The following is a 20,285-nucleotide window of genomic DNA, read 5'->3' as shown; positions in this document are numbered from 1 at the left end:
GAGGGAGGGTCGCCGTGCCGTAGGCGGGGCCTGCGGCGGGTTGGTCGGGGGACGAGGGCGGGGTGTTCTCCGGCGGGAGAGGTGTGCTCATCGCGCGAGTATCGCAGAGCGGCGACGGCCTGCCGCGACATCGAGACGTCCCGTCTCAACACGTCCCTCCCCCTCCCGCGGGATGCCGTTCGGACACGCCGGACACGGCGTGTCGCGGACCGGAGCGGCACCTCGCGGAGGGAGGACGGTGCGCCTCAGCGCAGCGACTCGAGCACGGCCTCCAGCTCGTCGACGGCGAAGTCGATCTCGGCGGCGGTGACCACGAGCGGCGGCGCCAGGCGGATCGTCGAGCCGTGGGTGTCCTTGGCCAGAACTCCGCGGGCCATCAGGGCCTCGCAGACGGCGCGGCCCGAGGCGAGCCCCGGGTCGATGTCGATGCCGGCCCAGAGTCCGGCGCCGCGGACGGCGACCACTCCGCGGCCGATCAGCGCCTCGAGGCGGGCGTGCAACTGCGCGCCGCGCTCGCGGGCGAGGGCCTGGTACTCGCCGGTCGCGAGCATCTCGACGACTGCGAGGCCGACGGCCGCGGCGAGCGGGTTGCCGCCGAAGGTGGAGCCGTGCTGGCCCGGCTGCAGGACGCCGAGCACGTCGGCGTCCGCGACCACGGCCGAGACGGGGACGATGCCGCCGCCGAGCGCCTTGCCGAGCAGGTAGACGTCGGGGACGACTCCGACCAGGTCGCAGGCGAAGGTGGCGCCGGTGCGGCCGAGGCCGGACTGGATCTCGTCGGCGATGAAGAGGACGTTGCGGCGCGCGGTGATCTCGCGGACGGCCGGGAGGTAGTCGGCCGGCGGCACGACGATGCCCGCCTCGCCCTGGATCGGCTCGATCAGCAGCGCCACGGTGTCGTCGTCGATCGCGGCTTCGAGGGCTTCCGCGTCGCCGAACGGGACCGTGCGGAATCCGGGCGTGAACGGAGCGAAGCCGTCGCGGGCCTCCGCGTCGTCGCTGAACGAGATGATCGTGGTCGTGCGACCGTGGAAGTTGCCCGCCGCGACGATGATGTTCGCCCGGCCCGGAGCGACGCCCTTGACCCGGTAGCCCCAGGCGCGGGCGACCTTGATGCCCGACTCGACCGCCTCCGCGCCCGTGTTCATCGGCAGGACCATGTCCTTGCCGGCGAGCGCGGCGAGCGCCGTGACGAACGGGCCGAGGCGGTCGTTGTGGAACGCGCGGCTGGTCAGGGTGACGCGGCCGAGCTGCTCGCGGGCCGCCTCCAGCAGCACCGGGTGCGAGTGGCCGAAGTTCACGGCGGAGTAGGCGGCGAGGCAGTCGAGGTAGCGGACGCCCTCGACGTCGGTGATCCAGGCGCCCTCGCCGGTGGCCGCGACGACGGGCAGCGGGTGGTAGTTGTGGGCGGCGTGCTCCTCCTCCGCGGCGATGAGGGCGGCGGAGCGGGCGGTGTCGGTGTCGGTGATGCTCATGTCGTTCCTCCTGAGGGGACGATCGACTCTCCAGGAGTCGTCGCGCTCGGCGTCGAGTGCGACGGATCGTGGACAGTGGAGGGTGGGTCGGCGCTGCTGATCGCCGACCACGGGGAGTGGGTCAGCGGCGCAGCTCGAGGGTGCAGCACTTCACGCCGCCGCCGCCGAGCAGCAGCTCGGACAGGTCGACGCCGATCGGGTTGTAGCCGCGCTCGCGCAGCTGGCGCTCGAAGCCCGTCGCACGGGACGCGATGACGACATTGAGGCCGTCGGAGAAGGAGTTCAGCCCGAGCACGGACGCGTCCTCCTCCGAGACGAGGATCGCGTCGGGGTAGAGCTCGCGGAGGGTGCGGTTGCCCTCCTCGCTGAACGCGCTCGGAAGGTAGGCGATGTTCGTGTCGTCGAGCACGGCGATCGCTGTGTCGAGGTGGTAGAACGACGGGTTCACGAGCTCGAGCGTGACGACCTCGCGGCCGAAGACGCGGGCGACCTCGGCGTGCGAGTCGGAGGCGGAGCGGAAGCCCGTGCCGGCGAGGATCCGCTCGCCGACGAGGAGGAAGTCGCCCTCGCCCTCGTTGACCTCCTCGGGGACGCGGACGCCGAAGCCGGCCGAGCGGAACCAGTCCATGTACGCCGGGCCCTCGGGCTGGCGCTCGGGGTAGGTGAAGGAGGCGCCGTAGGCGATGCCGTCGATCACGAATCCGCCGTTGGCCGCGTAGACCATGTCCGGCAGTCCGGCCTCGGGCGCGATCAGCTCGATCGTGAAGCCGAGATCGGCGTAGGTGTCGTAGAGGGTCTGCCACTGCCGGACGGCGAGGGCGGTGTCGGTGGGGACCTGCGGGTCCATCCACGGATTGATGCGGTAGACGACGGTGAAGTGCTCGGGACGGCACATCAGGATCGTCTTCGCGACGGGAGTTCGGGCGGGTGCCTCTGCGAGCACGGCGGTATCGGTCATTCGAGTCCTCCTGCGAAAGGATGCGGATGAGCGGACCTGGTCCAGTGGCTCCGTGCCCCGCGCATGACGCAACGGGATGGAGCACGCTCGCGCCCAGTCTTGCACGCGCCGATCGTGCGGTTCTCGTCGTGGGGCGCACGGAACGCGCGTGGACGGTGGGTGCGGCGCGGGAAACCACCGCGGCTCTCCTGCGGGGCACTGTGATGCCGCCGCGACTCTCGCCTTGAGGCAGCTTTCGGAGGGACGACGTTGCGCCTCTCGGCGAGAAGGCCTTATCCCTCTCTCGTGTCATCGCGCTGATGACATCTGTGGAATCCATCGAATTCCGCCCTGAATGGGGGACTTAGGGCAGCGATAAGCGGCATGGGACGATCCCTCCGGCCCGACAGTCGTCGGCCTTCTCGCTCCGACGAATCCGGATGCCCTCCTCCATGCGAACGAAGACCCTCAGCGTCTCCCTTTTCCTCGCCCTGCTCCTCTCCCTCTTCGTCGCGACCCCGGCCCAGGCCGCGGGATCGCCTGCGGCGCCGACGAACGTCGTCGCTTCCGACAACAGCTGCACGGACGCCGTCACCATCTCGTGGACGGCACCCGCGCAGAAGGTCGCCGGCTATCGCGTGCACATCTACACGATTTACACGACGCGATATGGGGACACCGACTCGTATACGACAGCCCTGACGGAAGTGTCGAACGCAACATCGGTCTCTTTCGACTTACCTCGCGATGTGAATGGCTATACCATCGAAGTTGCGAGTGTGACTGATTTCAACGCCTCGTTCTCCGGCGGCGAGTACGGCCAGAAACTAGTCGCATCATCGACCCAGAGCATCCCGACTAGCACCGGTCTCTACCATTACTGGAACGTCCCTGCGCCGGCCGAGCTCTCGGTGGCCTACGACGAATCCACAGCACTGGCTTCCGCCCGGTGGAAGCGGCCGTCGATCAACGGGGAAGCGTGCTCCTTCGATGAGTACCACGCCACGCTCGACGATATTGCGAGTTACGACGATGACTGGGGCAACGGCAGCGGCTACGACGTCGAGTACTCCCTGACCACAACCTCGCAGAATCTCGATGTGGCCGCTGGCCATCGCTACGAATACTGCATCTGGGCTGCGTCCTGGTACTTCAGGTCGGAAAGTGCCGACTATGCCGACTACCTCGACTCTCCAAAGAGCTGTGTCTCCTTCGGCACCGGCACCACCCGTCCGGCTGCTCCTGAATTCGCATACGCGGAGCCCAGCGGCACGTCGATGACCGTTTCATGGGAGGCGCCCTACGCCGACGGCGGCACCGACATCACGGGCTACAGGGTCAGCCGCAACGGCACCGACGCGTCCGGCAGCGGCCCCTGGTCGACCGTCGTCTCCGCCGACCGCCGCTCGCAGACGTTCACGAACCTGCGCCCGAACACCTCCTACACCTTCACCGTTCAGGCGATCAACGCGGTCGGCACCAGCGAAGCGGCAACGGTCACCCGCACCGCCGACGCCTACTTCGCCCCCTCCGTTCCCACGCGCGTCGCCGGCACCACGAACGACAGCTTGCGATCCGCGACGATCTCATGGTCTCCTCCGGAGTCGGCCGGCAACCCGGCGATCACCGGCTACCGCGTCTCGCGCAACGGCGTCGACAACGCGGGTGCCGGTCCGTGGTCGACGACGGTCGCCGCCACCGCACGCTCCTTCACGTTCACGCACCTGGCGGCGGGCGCCACCTACACGATGAGCGTCAGCGCTATCAATGCCGGAGGCGACAGCGGGGCGGCATCGACCGTCGTGCGCATCGGCGGCACCGCCCTCACCGCCGCGACTCCGACCGTCACCGGCACCGCCACGGTCGGCTCGACGCTCACGGCGAGCGCCGGCACCTGGGGCCCCTCCCCCGTGGCCCTCGCCTACCAGTGGCGTGCGAACGGCACCGCGATCAGCGGGGCGACCGGCACCACGTACCGTCCGGTCGCGGGCGACGCGGGCAGGGTGATCACCGTCGCCGTCACGGGCTCGAAGTCGGGCTACGTCTCGACGACACGCGTCTCCTCCGGGACCGCTGCCGTGACCGGCGGCGCGATCACCGCTGCGACGCCGACCATCAGCGGCACGGCGAAGGTCGGCTCGACCCTCACCGCGAAGCCCGGCACCTGGGGTCCCTCCCCCGTCGCCCTCGCCTACCAGTGGAAGGCGAACGGTACCGCTCTGAGCGGGGCGACGTCCGCGACGTACACGCCGACCGGCGCCACTCTCGGGAAGACGATCACTGTGACGGTCACGGGGTCGAAGTCCGGATTCACCGCTGTGACGAAGACCTCCGCGAAGACGAGCGCCGTGGTGGCGGGCACCCTCTCCGCCGCGACCCCGACGATCACCGGCACCGCGAAGGTCGGCTCCACCCTGACCGCCAAGCCGGGCACGTGGGGACCCTCGCCGGTGGCCCTCACCTACCAGTGGAAGGCGAACGGCACCGCGATCTCCGGGGCGACCTCCGCCACCTACAAGCCGACCAGCGCCACGGTGGGGAAGAAGATCACGGTGACCGTCACCGGCAAGAAGGCCGACTACACAACGGCGACGCGCACCTCCGCCGCCACCGCAGCGGTCGTCAAGTAGGGGATCCGACCCGGGTCGCCGGGGGAGCCTGCTCGCGCGGACTCCTCCGGCGGCCCCGGGAATCCACCACCACCGTCCCCCGGACGGGGGCCCATCCCGCCGACACCCGCCCTCGCCCGGAGGCGGGCGGCGGCTAGCATTCAGACACCGTGTCCGCCGCGGCCTCCCGCGGATCCTGCCGAAAGGCCCGCCGTGCCCGCACGCCCCCTCGCCGCGATCGGCGTCTCCGCTCTCCTGCTGGCCGGCCTCGCCGCCGGTCCAGCCGTCGCCGCCCCCGATCTCCCGGGCGCGAGCGCCGCGCAGGAGGCGGCCGCCGAGGTCGTCCTGTCCGGCACCATCGCGCTCCGCGACGCCGATGAGGAGCACCCCGCCCCCGAGAACCCGTACTTCTACGTCCAGGTCGAGGACGCCGAAGGGGACGTGGTCGCCCAGGCGAACACGGGCGCGGACTTCTCCCTCCCCGTTCCCGGCGGCGAGCCCCTCACCGTCCGCGCGAACCTGATCGGCAGCGACGACTGGTACCCGACCTGGTTCGGCGACACCCCGGTCGCCGAGGCCGCGAGGACGACCCGGGGGACCGACGAGTCCGTCGCCATCTCCCTCCTGCGCAGCGCCGAGCTGTCCGGATCGGTCACCGCCGACGCGGTCCCGGGCGTCTCCTCCCCCTCCTTCGACGTGCAGGCCTGGTGGGTCGACGGAGGGACGTACTCGCTGCTCGACACCGTCCCCGTCACCGGAGCCCCCGGCGCCGCCCGCGCGTGGGACACGGGCGACCTCGCCCTGCCCGCCGGCGACTACCTCCTGCGCCTCGTGGAGCCGGGGTACCCCGCCTACGACGACCAGTACTTCTCGCGCCTGGCCCGCCTCGACGAGCGCGCGGTCGTCTCCGTGCCGCCGGGCGGCCGCAGCGGCATCGACTTCTTCCCGTCCGCCTACTCCTCCGACGTCGCCCGCCTCGCCGGGACCGACCGGTACGCGACCGCCGTCGCGGTGACCGCCTCCGGATTCGCCGACGGCGCCCCCGTCGTCTACCTCGCCAGCGGAGCGAACTGGCCGGACGCGCTGAGCGCCGGCCCCGCCGCCGCGAAGCAGGGCGGCGCCCTCCTGCTCACCGACCCGAGCGTCCTGCCCGCCGTGGTGGCGGCCGAGCTGCGCCGCCTCGCCCCGCAGCGGATCGTCGTGGTCGGCAGCGCCCTCTCCGTGAGCGAGTCGGTGCTCCAGCAGGTGAAGGCCCTCGGGATCCCGACCGAGCGCATCGAGGGCGTCGACCGCTACGACACCTCGCGCCGGATCGTCGAGGACGCCTTCCCGGACGGCAGCTACGAGAACGTCTTCGTCGCGACCGGCACCAACTTCCCGGACGCCCTCTCGGTCGCGCCGATCGCCGGCCGCCGCGCCGAGCCCGTCCTCCTCGTCGACGGCGCCCGCTCGCGCCTCGACCAGCCGACCCGTGACACCCTCGCCGGACTCGCCCCCTCCTCCGTGCAGCTGCTCGGCGGTGCGCCGTCGATCTCGACCGCCGTGGAGGCCGACCTCCGCGCCGCGAAGATCGCCGACACCGTGTCGCGCATCGCCGGGACGGACCGCCACGACACCAGCCGACACCTCAACGACGTCTTCCCGCCGTCCGAGCTGGGCGACACCGTCTACCTCGCGACCGCCACCGGCTTCGCCGACGCGCTGGCCGTGGGCCCGGTCGCCGCGAAGCAGGGCGCCCCGCTCTACCTCAGCGAGCCGACCTGCCTGCCGCGCAGCACCCGTGTGAAGATGCAGGGCCACGACCTCGATCAGGTGCTGCTCCTCGGCAGCCCCCTGACCCTGTCGGCGCAGGTGCGCTCGCTGTCCGCCTGCTGAGACCCGAGACGCACCGCACCAGCCCTGGAGATCCATGAGCGCCACCGCCGACCGTCCCCTCCTCGTCGGCATCGAGACCGGGGGCACGAAGGTCGTCGCGGCGGTCGCCGACGCCGCTGATCCCGAGCGGATCCTCGCGACGACGACCCTGCCGACCCGCGGGCCCGCCGAGACTCTCGCCGATCTGGCCGGCTTCGTCAGCGGCCACGGAGTCGACGGCACCGTCGCCGCGGTCGGCGTCGCCTCCTTCGGCCCGCTCGACATCGATCCCGGCTCGCCGACCTACGGGCACCTCACCTCCACGCCGAAGCTCGGCTGGGAGGGCACCGACGTCCTCGGCCCGATCGGCGCGGCCGCACCGGGCGCCCGGCTCGCGCTGGTCACCGACGTCAACGGAGCCGCCCTGGGCGAGGCCCGCTGCGGCGCCGGAGCCGGAGTCGACGACTTCGCCTATCTGACGGTCGGCACCGGAGTCGGGGGCGGCGTGATCGCGGGCGGACGGCTCCTCGCCGGCAGCGGCTGGCCCGAGGTCGCGCACCTGCTGCCCCGCCGCCACCCCGAGGACGGCTTCGCCGGCACCTGCCCCTTCCACGGCGACTGCCTCGAGGGCCTGGTCGCCGGTCCCGCGATCTCGGCGCGCTGGGGCGTCGACGGCTCCCGCCTCGGCCCCGAGGAGGCGGCCGCGAACCTCCGCTTCAGCTCCTACTACCTCGCGCAGCTCGTCACGACGCTCGCCTACGTCACGGGCGTGCGGCTCGCGGTCCTCGGCGGAGGCGTGTCGAAGACGCCCGGGCTCGTCCCCGCGGTCGAGGCCGAGGTCGAGCGGCTGATGGGCGCGCCCGGAGCGACGGGGACGGGCGGCGGGCGGATCCGCATCGTGCGCCCGGCCCTCGGCGACGAGTCCGGGGTGCGCGGGGCGATCTCGCTGGCGGAGTCCCTGCTCGCCTGAGCTCTACCCTCGTCCCATGAGCGACCGACCCGTCGACCCCTCCGCCCCCGACTCCGGTCGCGACGAGACGGTGGAGGAGCGATCCGACCGCAACTGGAACGAGATCCTGCAGGAGCTGCGGGTCGTGCAGACCGGCACGCAGATCCTGGGCGGCTTCCTGCTGACGCTGTGCTTCCAGCAGCGCTTCGCCGACCTCGCGCCGCCCGACGTGGCGCTCTACCTCGTGCTCGTCCTGCTCGCCGCGTGCGTCACGATCCTGGCGCTGGCGCCCGTCATCGCCCACCGGCTGCTGTTCCAGCGGCGGAGGAAGGCCGAGCTGGTGCGGTTCGGCAACCGGGTGGTCACGGTGTGCCTCGCGGCGGGATCGCTGCTGTTCGTCGGAGTCGTGGGCTTCGTGTTCGACGTCGTGCTGGGCGGGCCGGCGGGCCTCTGGGCGGGCGGAGGCGTGCTGCTGCTGCTCGCGGTGGTCTGGGCGACCGCGCCGATCCTCCTGCGGAGGCGCTGAGGGCGGCGGAGTCTGCCCGCCCCTCCCCCGCGAGTCAACGGGGTACCCGGGTCCGCCGCGCTCTTCCTACCGTGGCCGCGAGGCGCGCACCGCGCCGACGCGAGAGGAGCACCATGACCGACCGGACCGAGCAGCCGCAGGAGAACCCGCAGAACCACGACCACGTCGACGACGCGGGCGTCGACAAGCCCTCGCAGGCCGAGGGCGACGACACCGAGGGATCGGCCGGCTGATCGCCGCCTCGATCCCCGTCCTCCCCGCGGTCGACAGCAGCGCGGCCGTCCTCGCCGACGGCTACCTCTTCGGGACGCGGCGCTTCGACGACGTGGGCGCGGACGCGTTCCGCACCCGGATCCTCGGACGGCCCGTGATCATGGCGCGCGGCATCGAGGCGGCGCGCTTCTTCTACGAGGGCGGGCGCTTCGACCGCGAGGGCGCGCTGCCCGGCTCGGTGCTGCACCTCCTGCAGGACGAGGGCAGCGTGCAGACCCTCGAGGACGAGCCGCACCGGCGGCGGAAGCGCATGTTCCTGGATCTGGTGGAGACGCCCGAGCAGCGGTCGAGGCTGGTCTCGGCCTTCGCGCGGGAGTGGCAGGCGTCCGCCGCCCGGCTGACGGGCGAGCGGGTCCGCCTCCAGGACGTCGCCGCGGAGGTCCTGGGCCGCGCGGTCCTGTCGTGGGCCGGCATCGAGGCCGACGAGGAGGAGGTGCTGCGGCGCACGGACGAGCTCCGGGCGATGATCGACAACGCCGGGCGCTTCGGCCCGCCCAACTGGGCCGCGCGACTCCGCCGCCGCTCGACCGAGCGGTGGGCGCGCGGCCTGATCGAGGCGAGCCGGACGGCCGGACCCTCCCCGACTCCCCTGCACCGGATCGCGCACGAGAAGGAGGACGGCGGCCTCCTCCCCGTCGAGGTCGCCGCGGTGGAGCTGATCAACCTGCTGCGGCCCACGGTCGCGGTGGGGCGCTTCGTGGTGCTGGCGGCGCTCGCGCTGCACCGGCATCCGGAGTGGCGGGAGCGGCTCGCCGACCAGGAGGAGCGCGTCGCGTTCGCGAACGAGGTGCGGCGCTTCTACCCGTTCTTCCCGATGGTCGGAGGAAGGGCCCGCCGGGAGCTGGACTTCCGCGGCGAGACGCTTCCCGCAGGGCAGTGGATGCTGCTCGACCTCTACGCGACGGACCACGGCTCGCACTGGGAGGCGCCGGGCCGCTTCGATCCGGAGCGGTTCCGGTCGCCGGTCGACCGCAACGGCTTCATCGCCCAGGGCGGCGGGCACTACGGAGGCGACCACCGGTGCCCGGGCGAGCCGGCGACCGTCGACCTGCTGTCCGCGGCGCTGGAGCTCCTGGCCGCGGGGCACCCGTACGACGTCGAGGACGGGCAGGATCTGCGCGTGAGCCTGCAGAGCTTCCCGACCGGGCCGGAGGACGGCTTCGTGGTGAGGTTCCGCTAGGGGCGGGCGGGCTCGGCGGGCGGCCTCGGCGGTCGGCCTCGGTCGGCGGCCTCCGCGGGGGCGGTCCTCCTCCACAGGCCGCGGTTCCACGCGCTCTCCCCGGATCCGCTCGGGCGTTCCCCGCCCGCCTCGCCCGACGAGCACGCTCGGGGGATGCAGAAGCCGAGTCAGTCCTCCGGAGCGTCGAGCTCCTCGAGCGCCCGCAGCGCCTCGCGGGCGCGCTCGAGCCGATCGGCCTCGGGCTCGTCCCACCATGCCGGTCCGCGCTCGCCCAGCCCGTGCTTGGCGAGCCCGACCCTCCTGCGCGCCAGCGCCTCCGCCTCCGCGTCCTCGTCCTCGTGCATCCTGGCGGAGCGCACTCCCGAGCGCCCGCGCCCGAGGTGCGAGGTGAGGCCGGCGACCACGTCCTCCGGCAGAGAGGGGTCGGTGCGCCGCCATCGGCGGCCCTTCACCACGAGCCAGCGCTCGTCGTCCTCGTCGCTCACTCCGTCACCGCCGCCTCGGGTTGAGCCGGTCACCGGTGCTCGTGAGGTCCACCTGATCCGGCAGGAGGAGCGCCTCGATCCGCCCCGCGGCGGAGAGCCGCAGCAGGTCGTCGACGAGGGCGCGCGAGCCGCCGATCAGCGTCGAGTCGAAGTCGACCTCGCTCGCGAGGTACCAGGCCCGGTCCTCCGGCCAGAGCGCGAGCGGAGTCTGCACGACGAGCCCGGAGGCGTCGGCGAAGCCCGCCGAGCGCGCCCACGCGGTGTCCTCGAGCACCCTGACGTCGAGCGAGAGCAGAGGCCCCTCCCGCCCCGGCAGCTCTACCGTCGCCGCGGCGGCGGTCTCGGGGTGCTCCCAGCCGGTCGGCCGGGTGTCGCTCATCCACTCGGGCAGCTCGTCCGAGGCGTCCGAGCGGGAGATCAGGACTCGCGACCCGCCGCTCAGCACCCCGAACCCCTCCCAGAACACGGCCAGGCAGTCCTCGGGAGCGCTCGTGTGCTCCGCGAGCACGGCGGCGACGGCCGCGAGCTCGTCGAGCGGGAGCACTCCGAGGCGGGGCTCCGCGTACTCGTCGGGATGCTCGCCGGTGAGCGAGTCCCACTGCGCGAGCGGATGCAGGAGCGTCCCCTCCCGCTCGGCGACCTCGCGCCACCGCCGGGGCGGGTCGTCGGAGGGGTGCAGGATCCGCACAACCGCCTCGAACAGCGGAGGGACGATCCCCTCGAAGCGCCCGAACGGTCCGAGAGCACTCAGCATCGGGTCCGCCCGCGCGGCGTCCCGCTCGGCGCGCAGGGGCGCGTCCCGGGGTGTCGGCTCGACCATCGGCCCAGGCTAGCGCTGGACGGTCGCTCCGCTCAGGGCGGAGAGGGCCCGCTGCGGTCCCGTCTCGCGGGCGAGGGCCTCGGCGAGCGCCGTCAGCCGTTCCCGGGCGGGAGCGTCGAGTGCGAGCATCCGCCGCGCAGCCTCCGCGAGCTCTCCCCCGGAGGCCGCATTGGGGTCGAGCACGGCGGCGAACCCGGCGTCCTCGAGCGCGGCCGCCCCCGCGAACTGGTCCGTCGAGAACGGCAGGACGACGAGCGGCACGCCCGCGGTCATCGCCTCCGTGACGCTGTTGTTGCCGCCGTGGCTGACCGCGAGCGCGGCCCGGCGCAGGAGCGCGACCTGCGGCAGGAAGCCGCGGACCAGCCAGCCCTCGGGGACCTCGCCCAGGGCCGAGCGCTCGGTCGCGCCGGAGGCGAGAGCCACGCGGACGGGCCTGCCCCCGACCTCGATACCGGCCAGGGCCTCGACGACCCGGGCGAGCACGTCGTCGCGCACCGAGAGGAAGCTGCCGAAGCTCACGTAGACGACCGGATCCTCGGACGCGGCGAGCCACTCCTCGACCTCCCCGTCATCGGGCTCCTCGCGGACGGCGGAGCCGAGGAACGCGTGCGGCGGCAGCTGAGCGGTGCGGGCCGAGTCGTGGAGCTCGCCCGGGTAGTTGAGCAGCAGGACGTCGCCGCTCTCGGCGAAGGCGTCGGCGCTGGGCGCCGCCCCGGGGTCGAGGGTGGTGAGGGCGGCGTTCCACTCCGCGGTGAAGGAGTCGCGCACACGCTCGCAGAGGGCGCGGAGCGCATCGAGGTCGTCCGGCTCCGGAGCGAAGGCGTCCGGCCAGACCGGGGGGAAGCCGTAGACCTCGCCGGGCACCGTGAGCGCGCTGGGGTGGCCGAGCACGACGTCGCCGTAGGGCACGCGGAGTGCCTTCAGCGCCACGCGCGCGGTGAAGGCGAGGTGGTCGACCACGATCGCGTCGGGCTGCACCTCGTCGAGGATCACGCGCAGGCGCGCGGCGACGCCGGCCGGATCCCAGAGCAGGTCGGTGAGCCGCTCCCGCGCCTGGTAGGCGAGGGTCGGGACCATCCCGCGCCGGGTGGCGTCGAAGAAGCCGCGGAGGGACGCGCCCTCGTCGGGCGCCTGCTCCTCCGCGCGGATCGTGCCCGGGTTGGAGCCGCGCCCCAGCCGGAGCGCGATGTGCTCGAATCCGAAGCCGTCAACGATGGAGCGCGTCGCGTCGCCGGTGGCCACGACGACGCGCTCGCCCGCCTCCTGCCACGCCGTGCCGAGGGTCGCCAGCGGCAGCAGGTGCGACGCGTAGTCGGGGCTGATGATCAGCAGGGTCACGAGGCCCCCAGCACGAGCGGCGAGCGGAGAGGACGCTCCTGGTCCGCGGTCGCGTGCGCGTAGACGCCCGAGAGGGCATGAGCCATGGCCTGCACCGTGTAGCGCTCGGCGACCATCGCACGCCCGCGGGCCGCGGCGTGCTCGCCGAGAGGCCCTCCTGCGAGATCCAGTGCGGCGGCGGCGCCGGCGGCGAGCGCCGCGGGGTCGGCGGTGTCGACCAGGAAGCCGGTCTCCCCCTCCTCGACGTAGGTCGCGGGCCCGCCTGTCGCCGGAGCGACGACGACCAGTCCTGCGGAGAGCGCCTCGAGGAGGGCGATGCCGAACTCCTCCTTGACGCTCGCGCAGACGTAGGCGCCTCCCGGAGCAGAGAGCCCCGGTCGGCCGTGCCGGATCGCGCCGAGCCAGCGGGCCACGGTCCCGTTCGGGCGGTGGCCGGCCAGGAGCAGCCCGTCGGACGCGACGGCGCGGATGCGGTCGAGCTGCTCGCGCTCGTCGGGACTCGGGTCGGCGAGGTCGCCGCCGACCAGGAGCAGGTTGGCGCGCTCCCGGAGCGAGGGGTCGGACGCCCAGGCCTCGGCGAGCGCCGCCATCCCCTTCACCCGGTGCAGGCGGCCCACGCTGAGCAGCAGCGGGAGGCCGCGGCGGTGCTCGGGCAGCTCCTCCAGCAGGAGGTCGAGCGAGGCCAGGTCCCCGCCCTCGTCCAGCGCGACCGGCTCACCGGCGGCGGAGGCCCGTGCGGCCGCCTCGCCGCGCTCGACCAGGCCGACGTCGATCCCCTCCGGGACGATCGTGTGCCGCTCCGGGTGCGCGGTGATGTCGACGCCGATCAGCTCGCGGATGGTCGCGGCCAGCTCCTCCCGCGGGAAGAGGACGGTGTGCGCGGCGTCGGCGGCCAGGCGCTGCACCAGGCGCACGCGGAACCAGAAGTGCTCGGCGGCGTCGCGCTCGCCGAAGTCCGCGCGGGTGAGGGCGCCGGAGGCGTCCAGGCCCGCGATCAGGGCGTGCGGGTCCGGAGCGAGGGTGAACACGACGGGGATCTCGAGCTCCCGGGCGACCGCGGCCGCTGCGAGGGATCCGACGTCCGCCATCCGCAGGTGCAGCACGTCGACCCGGCCGGCCGCGCGCAGGATCCGGCGGATGCCGCGCTCGGCGGCGATGCGACGGCTCCACGCCTGAGGCATGGCCACGGGCGGCCCCACGAACGGGACCGGAGCGAAGCCGTGGCCGGAGTCGGGCAGCTCGCCGAGCGCGCGCTCGGCCTCGGCCGGGGTCCCGCGCGAGAGCGTGAGCACCCGGTCGATGCCCTCCTGCTCGACGAGCGAGTCGCCCAGGCGCACCAGCAGGGTCGCGATGCCGCCGTTGTCGCCCGCGCCCACCCGCGTCAGGGTGCCGTCGATGTCGGCGTGGACGAAGAGCTGCGCGACCGTCGGCCCGGCCTCCACGGCCGGTGCGGGGGCGAGGTCGCCGAGGGCGAGCCGGGCGAGGGGCCCGATCGGCGCCGCCTCCTCGGCCATGCCGGTGAGCAGGAGCTCGGCATCGTCGGAGCCGCGCTCGCCGAGCGCGTCCGTCGCGGCGGCCCGCGCCTCCAGCCCCTCCGCGCGATCGGCGGCCACGTGCAGGAGGGTGCGCTCGGCGATCGTGCCGGGCACGAGGCCCAGGGTCTCGACGAGCCGTGCCCGGGCCGCCGCTTCGCGCTCGCCGAGCAGCGCGCCCTCGAGCGCGACGGCGACGAGGTCGGGGGTCGAAGAGGCCCAGAGCAGGACGGTGCGCTGCGCGAGCATGCCGGAGAAGCCGCCGTCGCGGACCAGGCGCAGCAGCGGTCCGAGCGCAGCGGGGCGGGGCAGGCGCCCGCCGAAGGCCCAGGCGGCGTGCTCGCGGAGGTACGGGCGCTCGTCCTCGAGCAGCATCAGCAGCGCGAGGTCGGCCTCCTCGTCGAAGACCTGCGCGAGCGAGTGCACGGCCGCGATCGCGGTGAGCTGGTCCGAGGGGTCCAGAGCTGCGCGGGTGAGCAGGCGCACCGCGCGGCCGCCGCCGTCGCTCACCGCGGCGACCGTCAGCTCATCCGCCATCCGGACGGCCTCGAGCAGAGTGGGAGCGGCGCGCACGGCGTCGAGAGCGGTCTGCGTGGCCATGGTTCACCTGGTCTGTCGGAGTGGAGAGTGCGACGGAGCGCGACTCCCGACCGCTGGAGCGGCCCAGGAGGAGCGGACCGGTACCGAGCATGCCGCCTGGGCGGCTGGGATTTCGCCACTTGCGTCGGATCTCCTCCCGCGGTACGGCCTCCTGTCAAGGGGGTGATGGCCGCAGTTCGTCTGCGCAACGCGCGAGGATCCTCAGCCGCGGGTCCACTCCAGGAGCCGCTCGACCGGCCAGGTGGTCACGATCCGCTCCTCCGGGACGCCGAGCCGCTCCGCCCGCTCGGCCCCGTAGTCGAGCAGGCCCAGCTGGCCCGGAGCGTGCGCGTCGCTGTCGATCGAGAACAGGCAGCCCTCCTCGAGCGCGACCGCGATCAGCTCGTCCGGCGGGTCCTCGCGCTCGGGGCGGGCGTTGATCTCGACCGCGGTGGAGTGGTCGGCGCACGCGCGGAACACGGCCCGGGCGTCGAAGGTCGACGGCGGGCGGGTGCCGCGCTCGCCCGACACCAGCCGCCCCGTGACGTGGCCGAGGACGTCGGTCCGCGGATCCGAGGCCGCCGCGACCAGCCGGGCCGTCATCTCACGGGAGGGCAGCCGCAGCTTCGAGTGGGCGCTCGCGACGACCACGTCGAGGCGGTCCAGCAGCTCGTTCGTCTGGTCGAGCGCGCCGTCCTCGAGGACGTCCACCTCGATCCCGCTGAGCAGCCGCAGGGGCCCGGTGTCGAGGCCCGCGAGATGGGCCAGCTGCTCCTCCAGCCGCTCCGCGCTGAGACCGTGGGCGACCCGGAGCCGCGGCGAGTGATCGGTGAGCGCCAGGTACTCGTGGCCGAGCGCGCGGGCCGCGTCCACCATCGCGAGGACGGGCGTCGCCCCGTCGGACCACTCGCTGTGGCTGTGGAGGTCGCCGCGCAGCCGTCCCCGCAGCGCGCTCGCGGGCGGAGGAGCCGAGCCGCGCAGCTCCGCGAGGTAGTCGGGCACCCGGCCCGACCGCGCCTGCTCGATCACCGTGAAGGTCGTGTCGCCGATCCCGGAGGCCCGCCGCACGAGGGCGAGGTCGTCCCGCTCGGCGGACGCCATCCCCTCCAGCACCGCGGCCGCGCGGCGGAACGCCTTCGCCCGGTAGCGGGAGGCCCGCTCCCGCTCGAGCAGTGCTGCGATCTCCTCGAGTGCCGCGATCGGGTCCATGCGCCCGGTCTACCACGGCGCCCGCCGCGGCCTCACCCCCTCGACGGCGGCCTCGGCTCCGGCCCCCGGCCTCATCCCGCCTCGGCCCCGCCCCGGTCCCGGCCGCTCGACGCTGGGAACCGGCCGAGCCCCGTTGCCGGCCGCAGCGATCGAGATATAACGTGACTCTCGTCCACTCGCGATGTATCGCGTTTCAGAAAGGCACCCCGGTGCAGGAGGAGGAGCTCATGTCCCTCGAGAAATGGCTCGTACAGGCCGGCGAGACGAAGGTCATCGACCTCGACGTCGTCCGCTCGGTCAAGGTCGCCCTCGTCGGCGGCCAGATCGACGTCATCGCCCACGACGAGCCGACCGCCCGCGTGGAGGTCCACAGCGTCGACGGCCGCCCGCTCAAGGTCTCGATGGACGGCGACCGCCTCGAGATCGACCACGTCCAGCTCCGCTGGGACACCATCGTCGACGTCGTGAAGGGCCTCGGCCGCCGCGGCGACCGCGCCGACATCAGCCTCCTCGTCCCCCGCGGCGTCGACCTCAAGTTCGACACCGTCTCGGCCGACGGCCTGGTCTCGGGCCTCCACAGCGACGCCCGCGTCTCGACGGTCGGCGGCGACATCGTCGTCGACGGCCTGCACGGCGACATCGAGGTGAACACCGTCCACGGCGAGCTCTCGGTCCGCAGCCACACCGGCCGCGTCACCGCGCGCACCGTCTCCGGCGACGTCACCGCGACCGGCGAGCTCACCCGCTTCACCGTCGACGGCGTCTCGGGCAGCGTGTTCGTCGACGCCGAGGGCACCCCCGACCGGATCCAGGCCAACACCGTCAGCGGCGACCTCACGATCCGCGTCGACGAGGGCCTCGGCGCCCGCTACCGCATCAACACCGTCTCGGGCACGCTCCAGCTCGACGGCTCCGTCGTCAAGGGCACCTTCGGCCGGGGCTTCACCTCGACCACGGGCTCGCTCGACTCGAAGTGGGTCGACGTCGCCGCCAACTCCGTCTCGGGAGACGTGGTCGTCGTCCGCCGGTCCGTCGCCGCGTCCTCCGCCTCGGTGGGCGAGGGCTGGGGCTCTCCCGGCACCGGCCCCGCCGACGATCGCCGCCCGATGGACGGGAGCTCGCTGTGAGCCCCGTCTTCGCGCACGGCCGCCTGCGCCTCTACCTGCTCAACCTCCTCGCCGAGTCGCCGCGCCACGGCTACGAGCTGATCCAGGCGCTCAGCGAGCGCTTCGGCGGCACCTACGCGCCCAGCGCCGGCACGGTCTACCCGCGCCTCGCGAAGCTCGAGGAGGAAGGACTCGTCACGAAGGAGGCCGACGGCCGCAAGACCGTCTACTCCATCACCGACGCCGGCCGCGCCGAGCTCGCGAACCGCGCGACCGACCTGGGCGACATCGAGGAGGAGCTCACCGACTCCGTCCGCCGGCTCGCCGACGAGGTCCGCCTCGGCGTCGCGGAGGCGATGAAGAGCCTCCGCGCCGACCTGGCCAGCGCCGCCCGCGACTCGCGGGAGCCCGGACGCCGACCGGAGCACTCCGCCGAGGAGCCGCGCCCGCAGGACACGTCCGGCACCCCCTCCGAGCAGCCCGCGCCGGAGCAGACCGCGCCGGTCTCGCCCGACGCGCGCACCGCCTCGCGGATCGCCCGGCGCGACGCCGAGGTGCTGCTCACCGAGTTCCGCGACGAGCTGCGCGCGGAGCTGCGCACCGCCGCCTCCTCGGGATCCGTGACGACCGCGAGCGTCGACGCCCTGCGCGCCGCGCTCGACGAGGCCCGCGCCTCGGTCCGCTCCACCCTGGACTGAGCCCGGACACCGTACCGCCGGGAGGGCGGGGATCCCGCCCGGGGTCCCCGCCCTCCCGGCGCTACTGCCGCCCGACCGCCAGCGCCTCCTCCTCCACGTCGAGGAACGCCAGAGCGCTCACCACCGCCGGCTCCTGGTACCGCCCCTCGGAGCGCGCGCGGAGCACCGCCTCCCGCTCGGCCGCGATCATCACGCGCCGGAGCCGGTTGTAGGCCTGCGGGAGCGGCTCCACGCCCTCGCCCTCCGGCGGGTTCTCCAGGGCGTCGGCGAGGAACGTCGCGTTCCGCCGCAGCCGGTCGAGCACGCGGTCCTCCACTCCGTCCTGCGGCTCCGCGTCGAGCCGGGCGAGGCCGGCGGCCTGCGCCTCGGCGAGCAGCATCTGCTTCTCGACGTGCTCCTGCATCTCGTTCGGGGCCGGGAGCTTCAGGGCGCGGACGAGCCGCGGGAGCGCGAGCCCCTCGACGAGCGTCCCCGCCACCACGATGAAGGCGAGGAACTGCAGGAACGCGCGCTGCGGCGTCTCCGCGGGCAGGAGGAACGCGGCGGCGAGGGTGACCACGCCGCGGATGCCCGCGAACGACACCCCGATCGCGGTCGGCCAGGTCCACCCGCGCTGCTGCAGCCGGCGCGGACCGTGCCGGAACAGCAGCGTCGTCATGCACATCCAGGCCACGCGGCTCCCGACCAGCGCCGCGAGCACAGCCGCGCCGATGCCGACCGTCTGCCAGACCCCGATGCCCGAGTCGGCCGTCGCCTCCACCACCGACGAGAGGCTCAGCCCGATGAAGAGGAACACCGCGTTCTCGAGCAGGAACTGGATCGTCCGCCAGTTGAGCGACTCCGCGATCCGCGCCTGCGCCGACTGGATGACCGGCGCCCGGTAGCCCAGGTAGAGCCCCGCGACCACGACCGCCAGCACCCCGGAGCCGTGCAGCAGCTGCGCCGGGATGAACGCGACGTAGGGCGTCACCAGCGAGAGGCTCGTGTCCAGGACGGACGACTGCACCTGCTTGCGCACGAACCCGAGCAGCACGGCGATGCCGATCCCGACCCCGCCGCCCACCGCCACGGCCAGCACGAAGTCGAGCGCGATGCGCCCGGGAGTGACCGTGCTGACGATCGCCAGGAGTGAGGCGTTCAGCGCCACCAGTGCGGTCGCGTCGTTGAGGAGGCTCTCGCCCTCGAGCACCGTGAGCATGCGCCGCGGCAGGCGGAGCCGCCCCGCGATCGCCGTGACCGCCACCGCGTCCGTGGGCGCCACGATCGCGCCGAACGCGAGGGCCGCGGCGACCGTGATCGCCGGGACGACCATCCACGCCACCGCGCCGACCACCGCGACCGTGAAGACGACGAGCCCGACCGACAGCAGGAGGATGCTGTCGCCGCGAGCGCGGACGTCGAGGACGGAGGTGCGGATCGCCGCCGCGTAGAGCAGCGGCGGCAGGATCCCGAACAGCACCACGTCCGGCTCGACCACCACCTCCGGGATCCCGGGGACGAAGGAGGCGAGAGCCCCGACGGCGACGAGCGCCACGGGAGCGGACCAGTTCACCCGCCCCGACAGCCCGGTGACCAGGACGGTCACCACCACGAACGAGACGATCCAGACGATCGCGACGACGGGCTCCTCCATCGCGTCACTCCTCCCGGGCGTCCGCGCGCCACGGCCCCATTGTGGCCGCCCGGAGAGCAGCCCGGACAGCCGCCGGGAGGGTGCGGCTAGCGGCCGGCCTCGTGGATGTCGCGCGCCTTGGTGACCTTCGCCGGGTCCACCGGGTTCATGCCGAGGACGATCTTGCCGCGCGAGTGGCGCTTCTCGAGGTCGTCGAAGGCGTCCTGCACCTGGTCGAAGGGGTAGAAGCCCGAGACGAGCACCCGCAGCTTCTGCTCGCCGACGAGGCCGACCAGCTCGCCGAGGATCTCGGTGTCGCGCTGGGCGGTCTCGGCGTCGGGCCAGACGGCGCGCAGCTCGATCTCCTTGCGGTCGTCGCTGGAGTGGAAGCGGCCCGCCGCGATGCCGAGCTCGTCGGCGAGGGCGTCGTTCTCCCCGCCGAAGTTGTCGAGGAACACCGTGACCCCGCCGGGCGCCGCGGCCCGGATGCGGTCGGCGATCCCGTCGCCGTAGACCACCGGCTTCACGCCGATCTGGCGGAGGTAGTCGAAGTTGCGCTCGCCGCAGGTGCCGATCACCGTCGCGCCGCGGAGCTTCGCCAGCTGGATCTCGAGACTGCCGACTCCTCCGGCCGCCGCGGAGACGAGGACGGTGTCGTCGGGTCCCACATGCGTGGCCTCCAGCGCGCGCCACGCGGTCACTCCGGCGAGGAACAGCGCGCCGCCGACCTCCCAGCTCACGGAGGCGGGCTTGGCGACGAGGTTGCGGCGCGGCACCACGACGTGGGTCGCGTGGGAGCCGACGAGCGCGTGGCCGACCACGTCGCTGCGGAGCTTGATGTCGGTGACGCCCTCACCGAGGGCGACGACGACGCCCGAGAAGTCGGTGCCCTGGCGCATCGGGAAGGCCGCGGAGTGGTCGGAGTCGAACTGGCCCTGCCGGATGAACGCCTCCATGTGGTTCACCCCGGCGGAGAGCACCTCGACCAGCACCTCGCCCGCCCCGGGCTTCGGCCGCTCGACCTCGGCGATCTCGAGGACGTCCGCGTCGCCGAAACGGCTGTACTGGACGACGCGGGCGGCGGTGGGGCTCAGACGGGACAT

The 20,285-nt window shown here is 73.6% G+C and carries 16 protein-coding genes; 7 read left to right on the top strand and 9 right to left on the bottom strand.

Features of this window, described 5'->3' with window-relative positions; genetic code table 11:
* Positions 1-245: 245 nt before the first annotated feature.
* Both rocD and ddaH read right to left on the bottom strand, forming a co-directional pair.
* On the bottom strand, positions 246-1,475 hold the full coding sequence (gene rocD, locus C5C25_RS12665; protein ID WP_181133698.1) for an ornithine--oxo-acid transaminase: 1,230 nt from the start codon (positions 1,473-1,475) through the stop codon (positions 246-248).
* A gap of 121 nt (positions 1,476-1,596) precedes the next feature.
* The gene (gene ddaH / locus C5C25_RS12660; RefSeq protein ID WP_104250812.1) at positions 1,597-2,433 is read right to left on the bottom strand and encodes a dimethylargininase; all 837 of its coding nucleotides are present in this window, start codon (positions 2,431-2,433) and stop codon (positions 1,597-1,599) included.
* A gap of 758 nt (positions 2,434-3,191) precedes the next feature.
* On the opposite strand from ddaH, the gene C5C25_RS12655 reads away from it, so the two are divergent.
* The 5 genes from C5C25_RS12655 to C5C25_RS12635 all read left to right on the top strand — a co-directional run bounded on the left by C5C25_RS12655 (position 3,192) and on the right by C5C25_RS12635 (position 9,803).
* A complete protein-coding gene (locus C5C25_RS12655; protein ID WP_181133697.1) occupies positions 3,192-5,042 on the top strand; it encodes a fibronectin type III domain-containing protein in 1,851 nt (616 codons plus the stop codon).
* Between the two features lie 192 nt (positions 5,043-5,234).
* On the top strand, positions 5,235-6,896 hold the full coding sequence (locus C5C25_RS12650; protein WP_104250810.1) for a cell wall-binding repeat-containing protein: 1,662 nt from the start codon (positions 5,235-5,237) through the stop codon (positions 6,894-6,896).
* A 34-nt stretch (positions 6,897-6,930) separates the two neighbouring features.
* Positions 6,931-7,845, top strand: a complete 915-nt coding sequence (locus tag C5C25_RS12645) for an ROK family protein (RefSeq protein ID WP_104250809.1) — start codon at positions 6,931-6,933, stop codon at positions 7,843-7,845.
* Positions 7,846-7,861: 16 nt separating this feature from the next.
* Entirely contained in the window at positions 7,862-8,350 is a 489-nt protein-coding gene (locus tag C5C25_RS12640) for a DUF6328 family protein (protein WP_104226834.1), read from the top strand.
* Positions 8,351-8,675: 325 nt separating this feature from the next.
* Positions 8,676-9,803 carry a cytochrome P450 gene (locus C5C25_RS12635; protein WP_104223742.1) on the top strand — a complete coding sequence of 376 codons (1,128 nt, stop codon included), beginning with the start codon at positions 8,676-8,678 and terminating at the stop codon, positions 9,801-9,803.
* A gap of 167 nt (positions 9,804-9,970) precedes the next feature.
* Here C5C25_RS12635 and C5C25_RS12630 read toward each other — a convergent pair whose 3' ends face one another.
* From C5C25_RS12630 to C5C25_RS12610, 5 genes are all read right to left on the bottom strand, one after another.
* Positions 9,971-10,288, bottom strand: coding sequence for a biopolymer transporter Tol (locus tag C5C25_RS12630; protein WP_104250808.1), 318 nt, complete (start codon positions 10,286-10,288; stop codon positions 9,971-9,973).
* Between the two features lie 4 nt (positions 10,289-10,292).
* The gene (locus C5C25_RS12625) at positions 10,293-11,108 is read right to left on the bottom strand and encodes a hypothetical protein (RefSeq protein ID WP_104250807.1); all 816 of its coding nucleotides are present in this window, start codon (positions 11,106-11,108) and stop codon (positions 10,293-10,295) included.
* Positions 11,109-11,117: 9 nt separating this feature from the next.
* Entirely contained in the window at positions 11,118-12,446 is a 1,329-nt protein-coding gene (locus tag C5C25_RS12620) for a glycosyltransferase (RefSeq protein ID WP_104250806.1), read from the bottom strand.
* A complete protein-coding gene (locus tag C5C25_RS12615) occupies positions 12,443-14,578 on the bottom strand; it encodes a glycosyltransferase (protein WP_104250805.1) in 2,136 nt (711 codons plus the stop codon). The genes C5C25_RS12620 and C5C25_RS12615 overlap by 4 nt, the downstream gene beginning before the upstream one ends.
* Before the next feature lie 201 nt (positions 14,579-14,779).
* The gene (locus C5C25_RS12610) at positions 14,780-15,766 is read right to left on the bottom strand and encodes a PHP domain-containing protein (protein WP_104250804.1); all 987 of its coding nucleotides are present in this window, start codon (positions 15,764-15,766) and stop codon (positions 14,780-14,782) included.
* Positions 15,767-15,993: 227 nt separating this feature from the next.
* On the opposite strand from C5C25_RS12610, the gene C5C25_RS12605 reads away from it, so the two are divergent.
* Positions 15,994-16,893, top strand: coding sequence for a hypothetical protein (locus C5C25_RS12605; RefSeq protein WP_244230533.1), 900 nt, complete (start codon positions 15,994-15,996; stop codon positions 16,891-16,893).
* Entirely contained in the window at positions 16,890-17,570 is a 681-nt protein-coding gene (locus C5C25_RS12600; protein ID WP_104250803.1) for a PadR family transcriptional regulator, read from the top strand. Before C5C25_RS12605 ends, C5C25_RS12600 begins: the two co-directional genes overlap by 4 nt.
* Positions 17,571-17,631: 61 nt before the next feature.
* On the opposite strand, the gene C5C25_RS12595 is transcribed toward C5C25_RS12600, so the two are convergent.
* Both C5C25_RS12595 and C5C25_RS12590 read right to left on the bottom strand, forming a co-directional pair.
* Entirely contained in the window at positions 17,632-19,203 is a 1,572-nt protein-coding gene (locus C5C25_RS12595; RefSeq protein ID WP_104223748.1) for a sodium:proton antiporter, read from the bottom strand.
* Between the two features lie 86 nt (positions 19,204-19,289).
* Complete coding sequence (locus C5C25_RS12590; protein ID WP_104238704.1) at positions 19,290-20,285, bottom strand: NADP-dependent oxidoreductase; 996 nt, start codon at positions 20,283-20,285, stop codon at positions 19,290-19,292.

This window comes from Rathayibacter sp. AY2B9 (assembly GCF_002931595.1).
In the GTDB taxonomy this organism is placed as follows: domain Bacteria; phylum Actinomycetota; class Actinomycetes; order Actinomycetales; family Microbacteriaceae; genus Rathayibacter.
The sequence above is the reverse complement of the archived record's forward strand: the minus strand, read 5'-3'. Positions and strand labels throughout refer to the sequence as shown.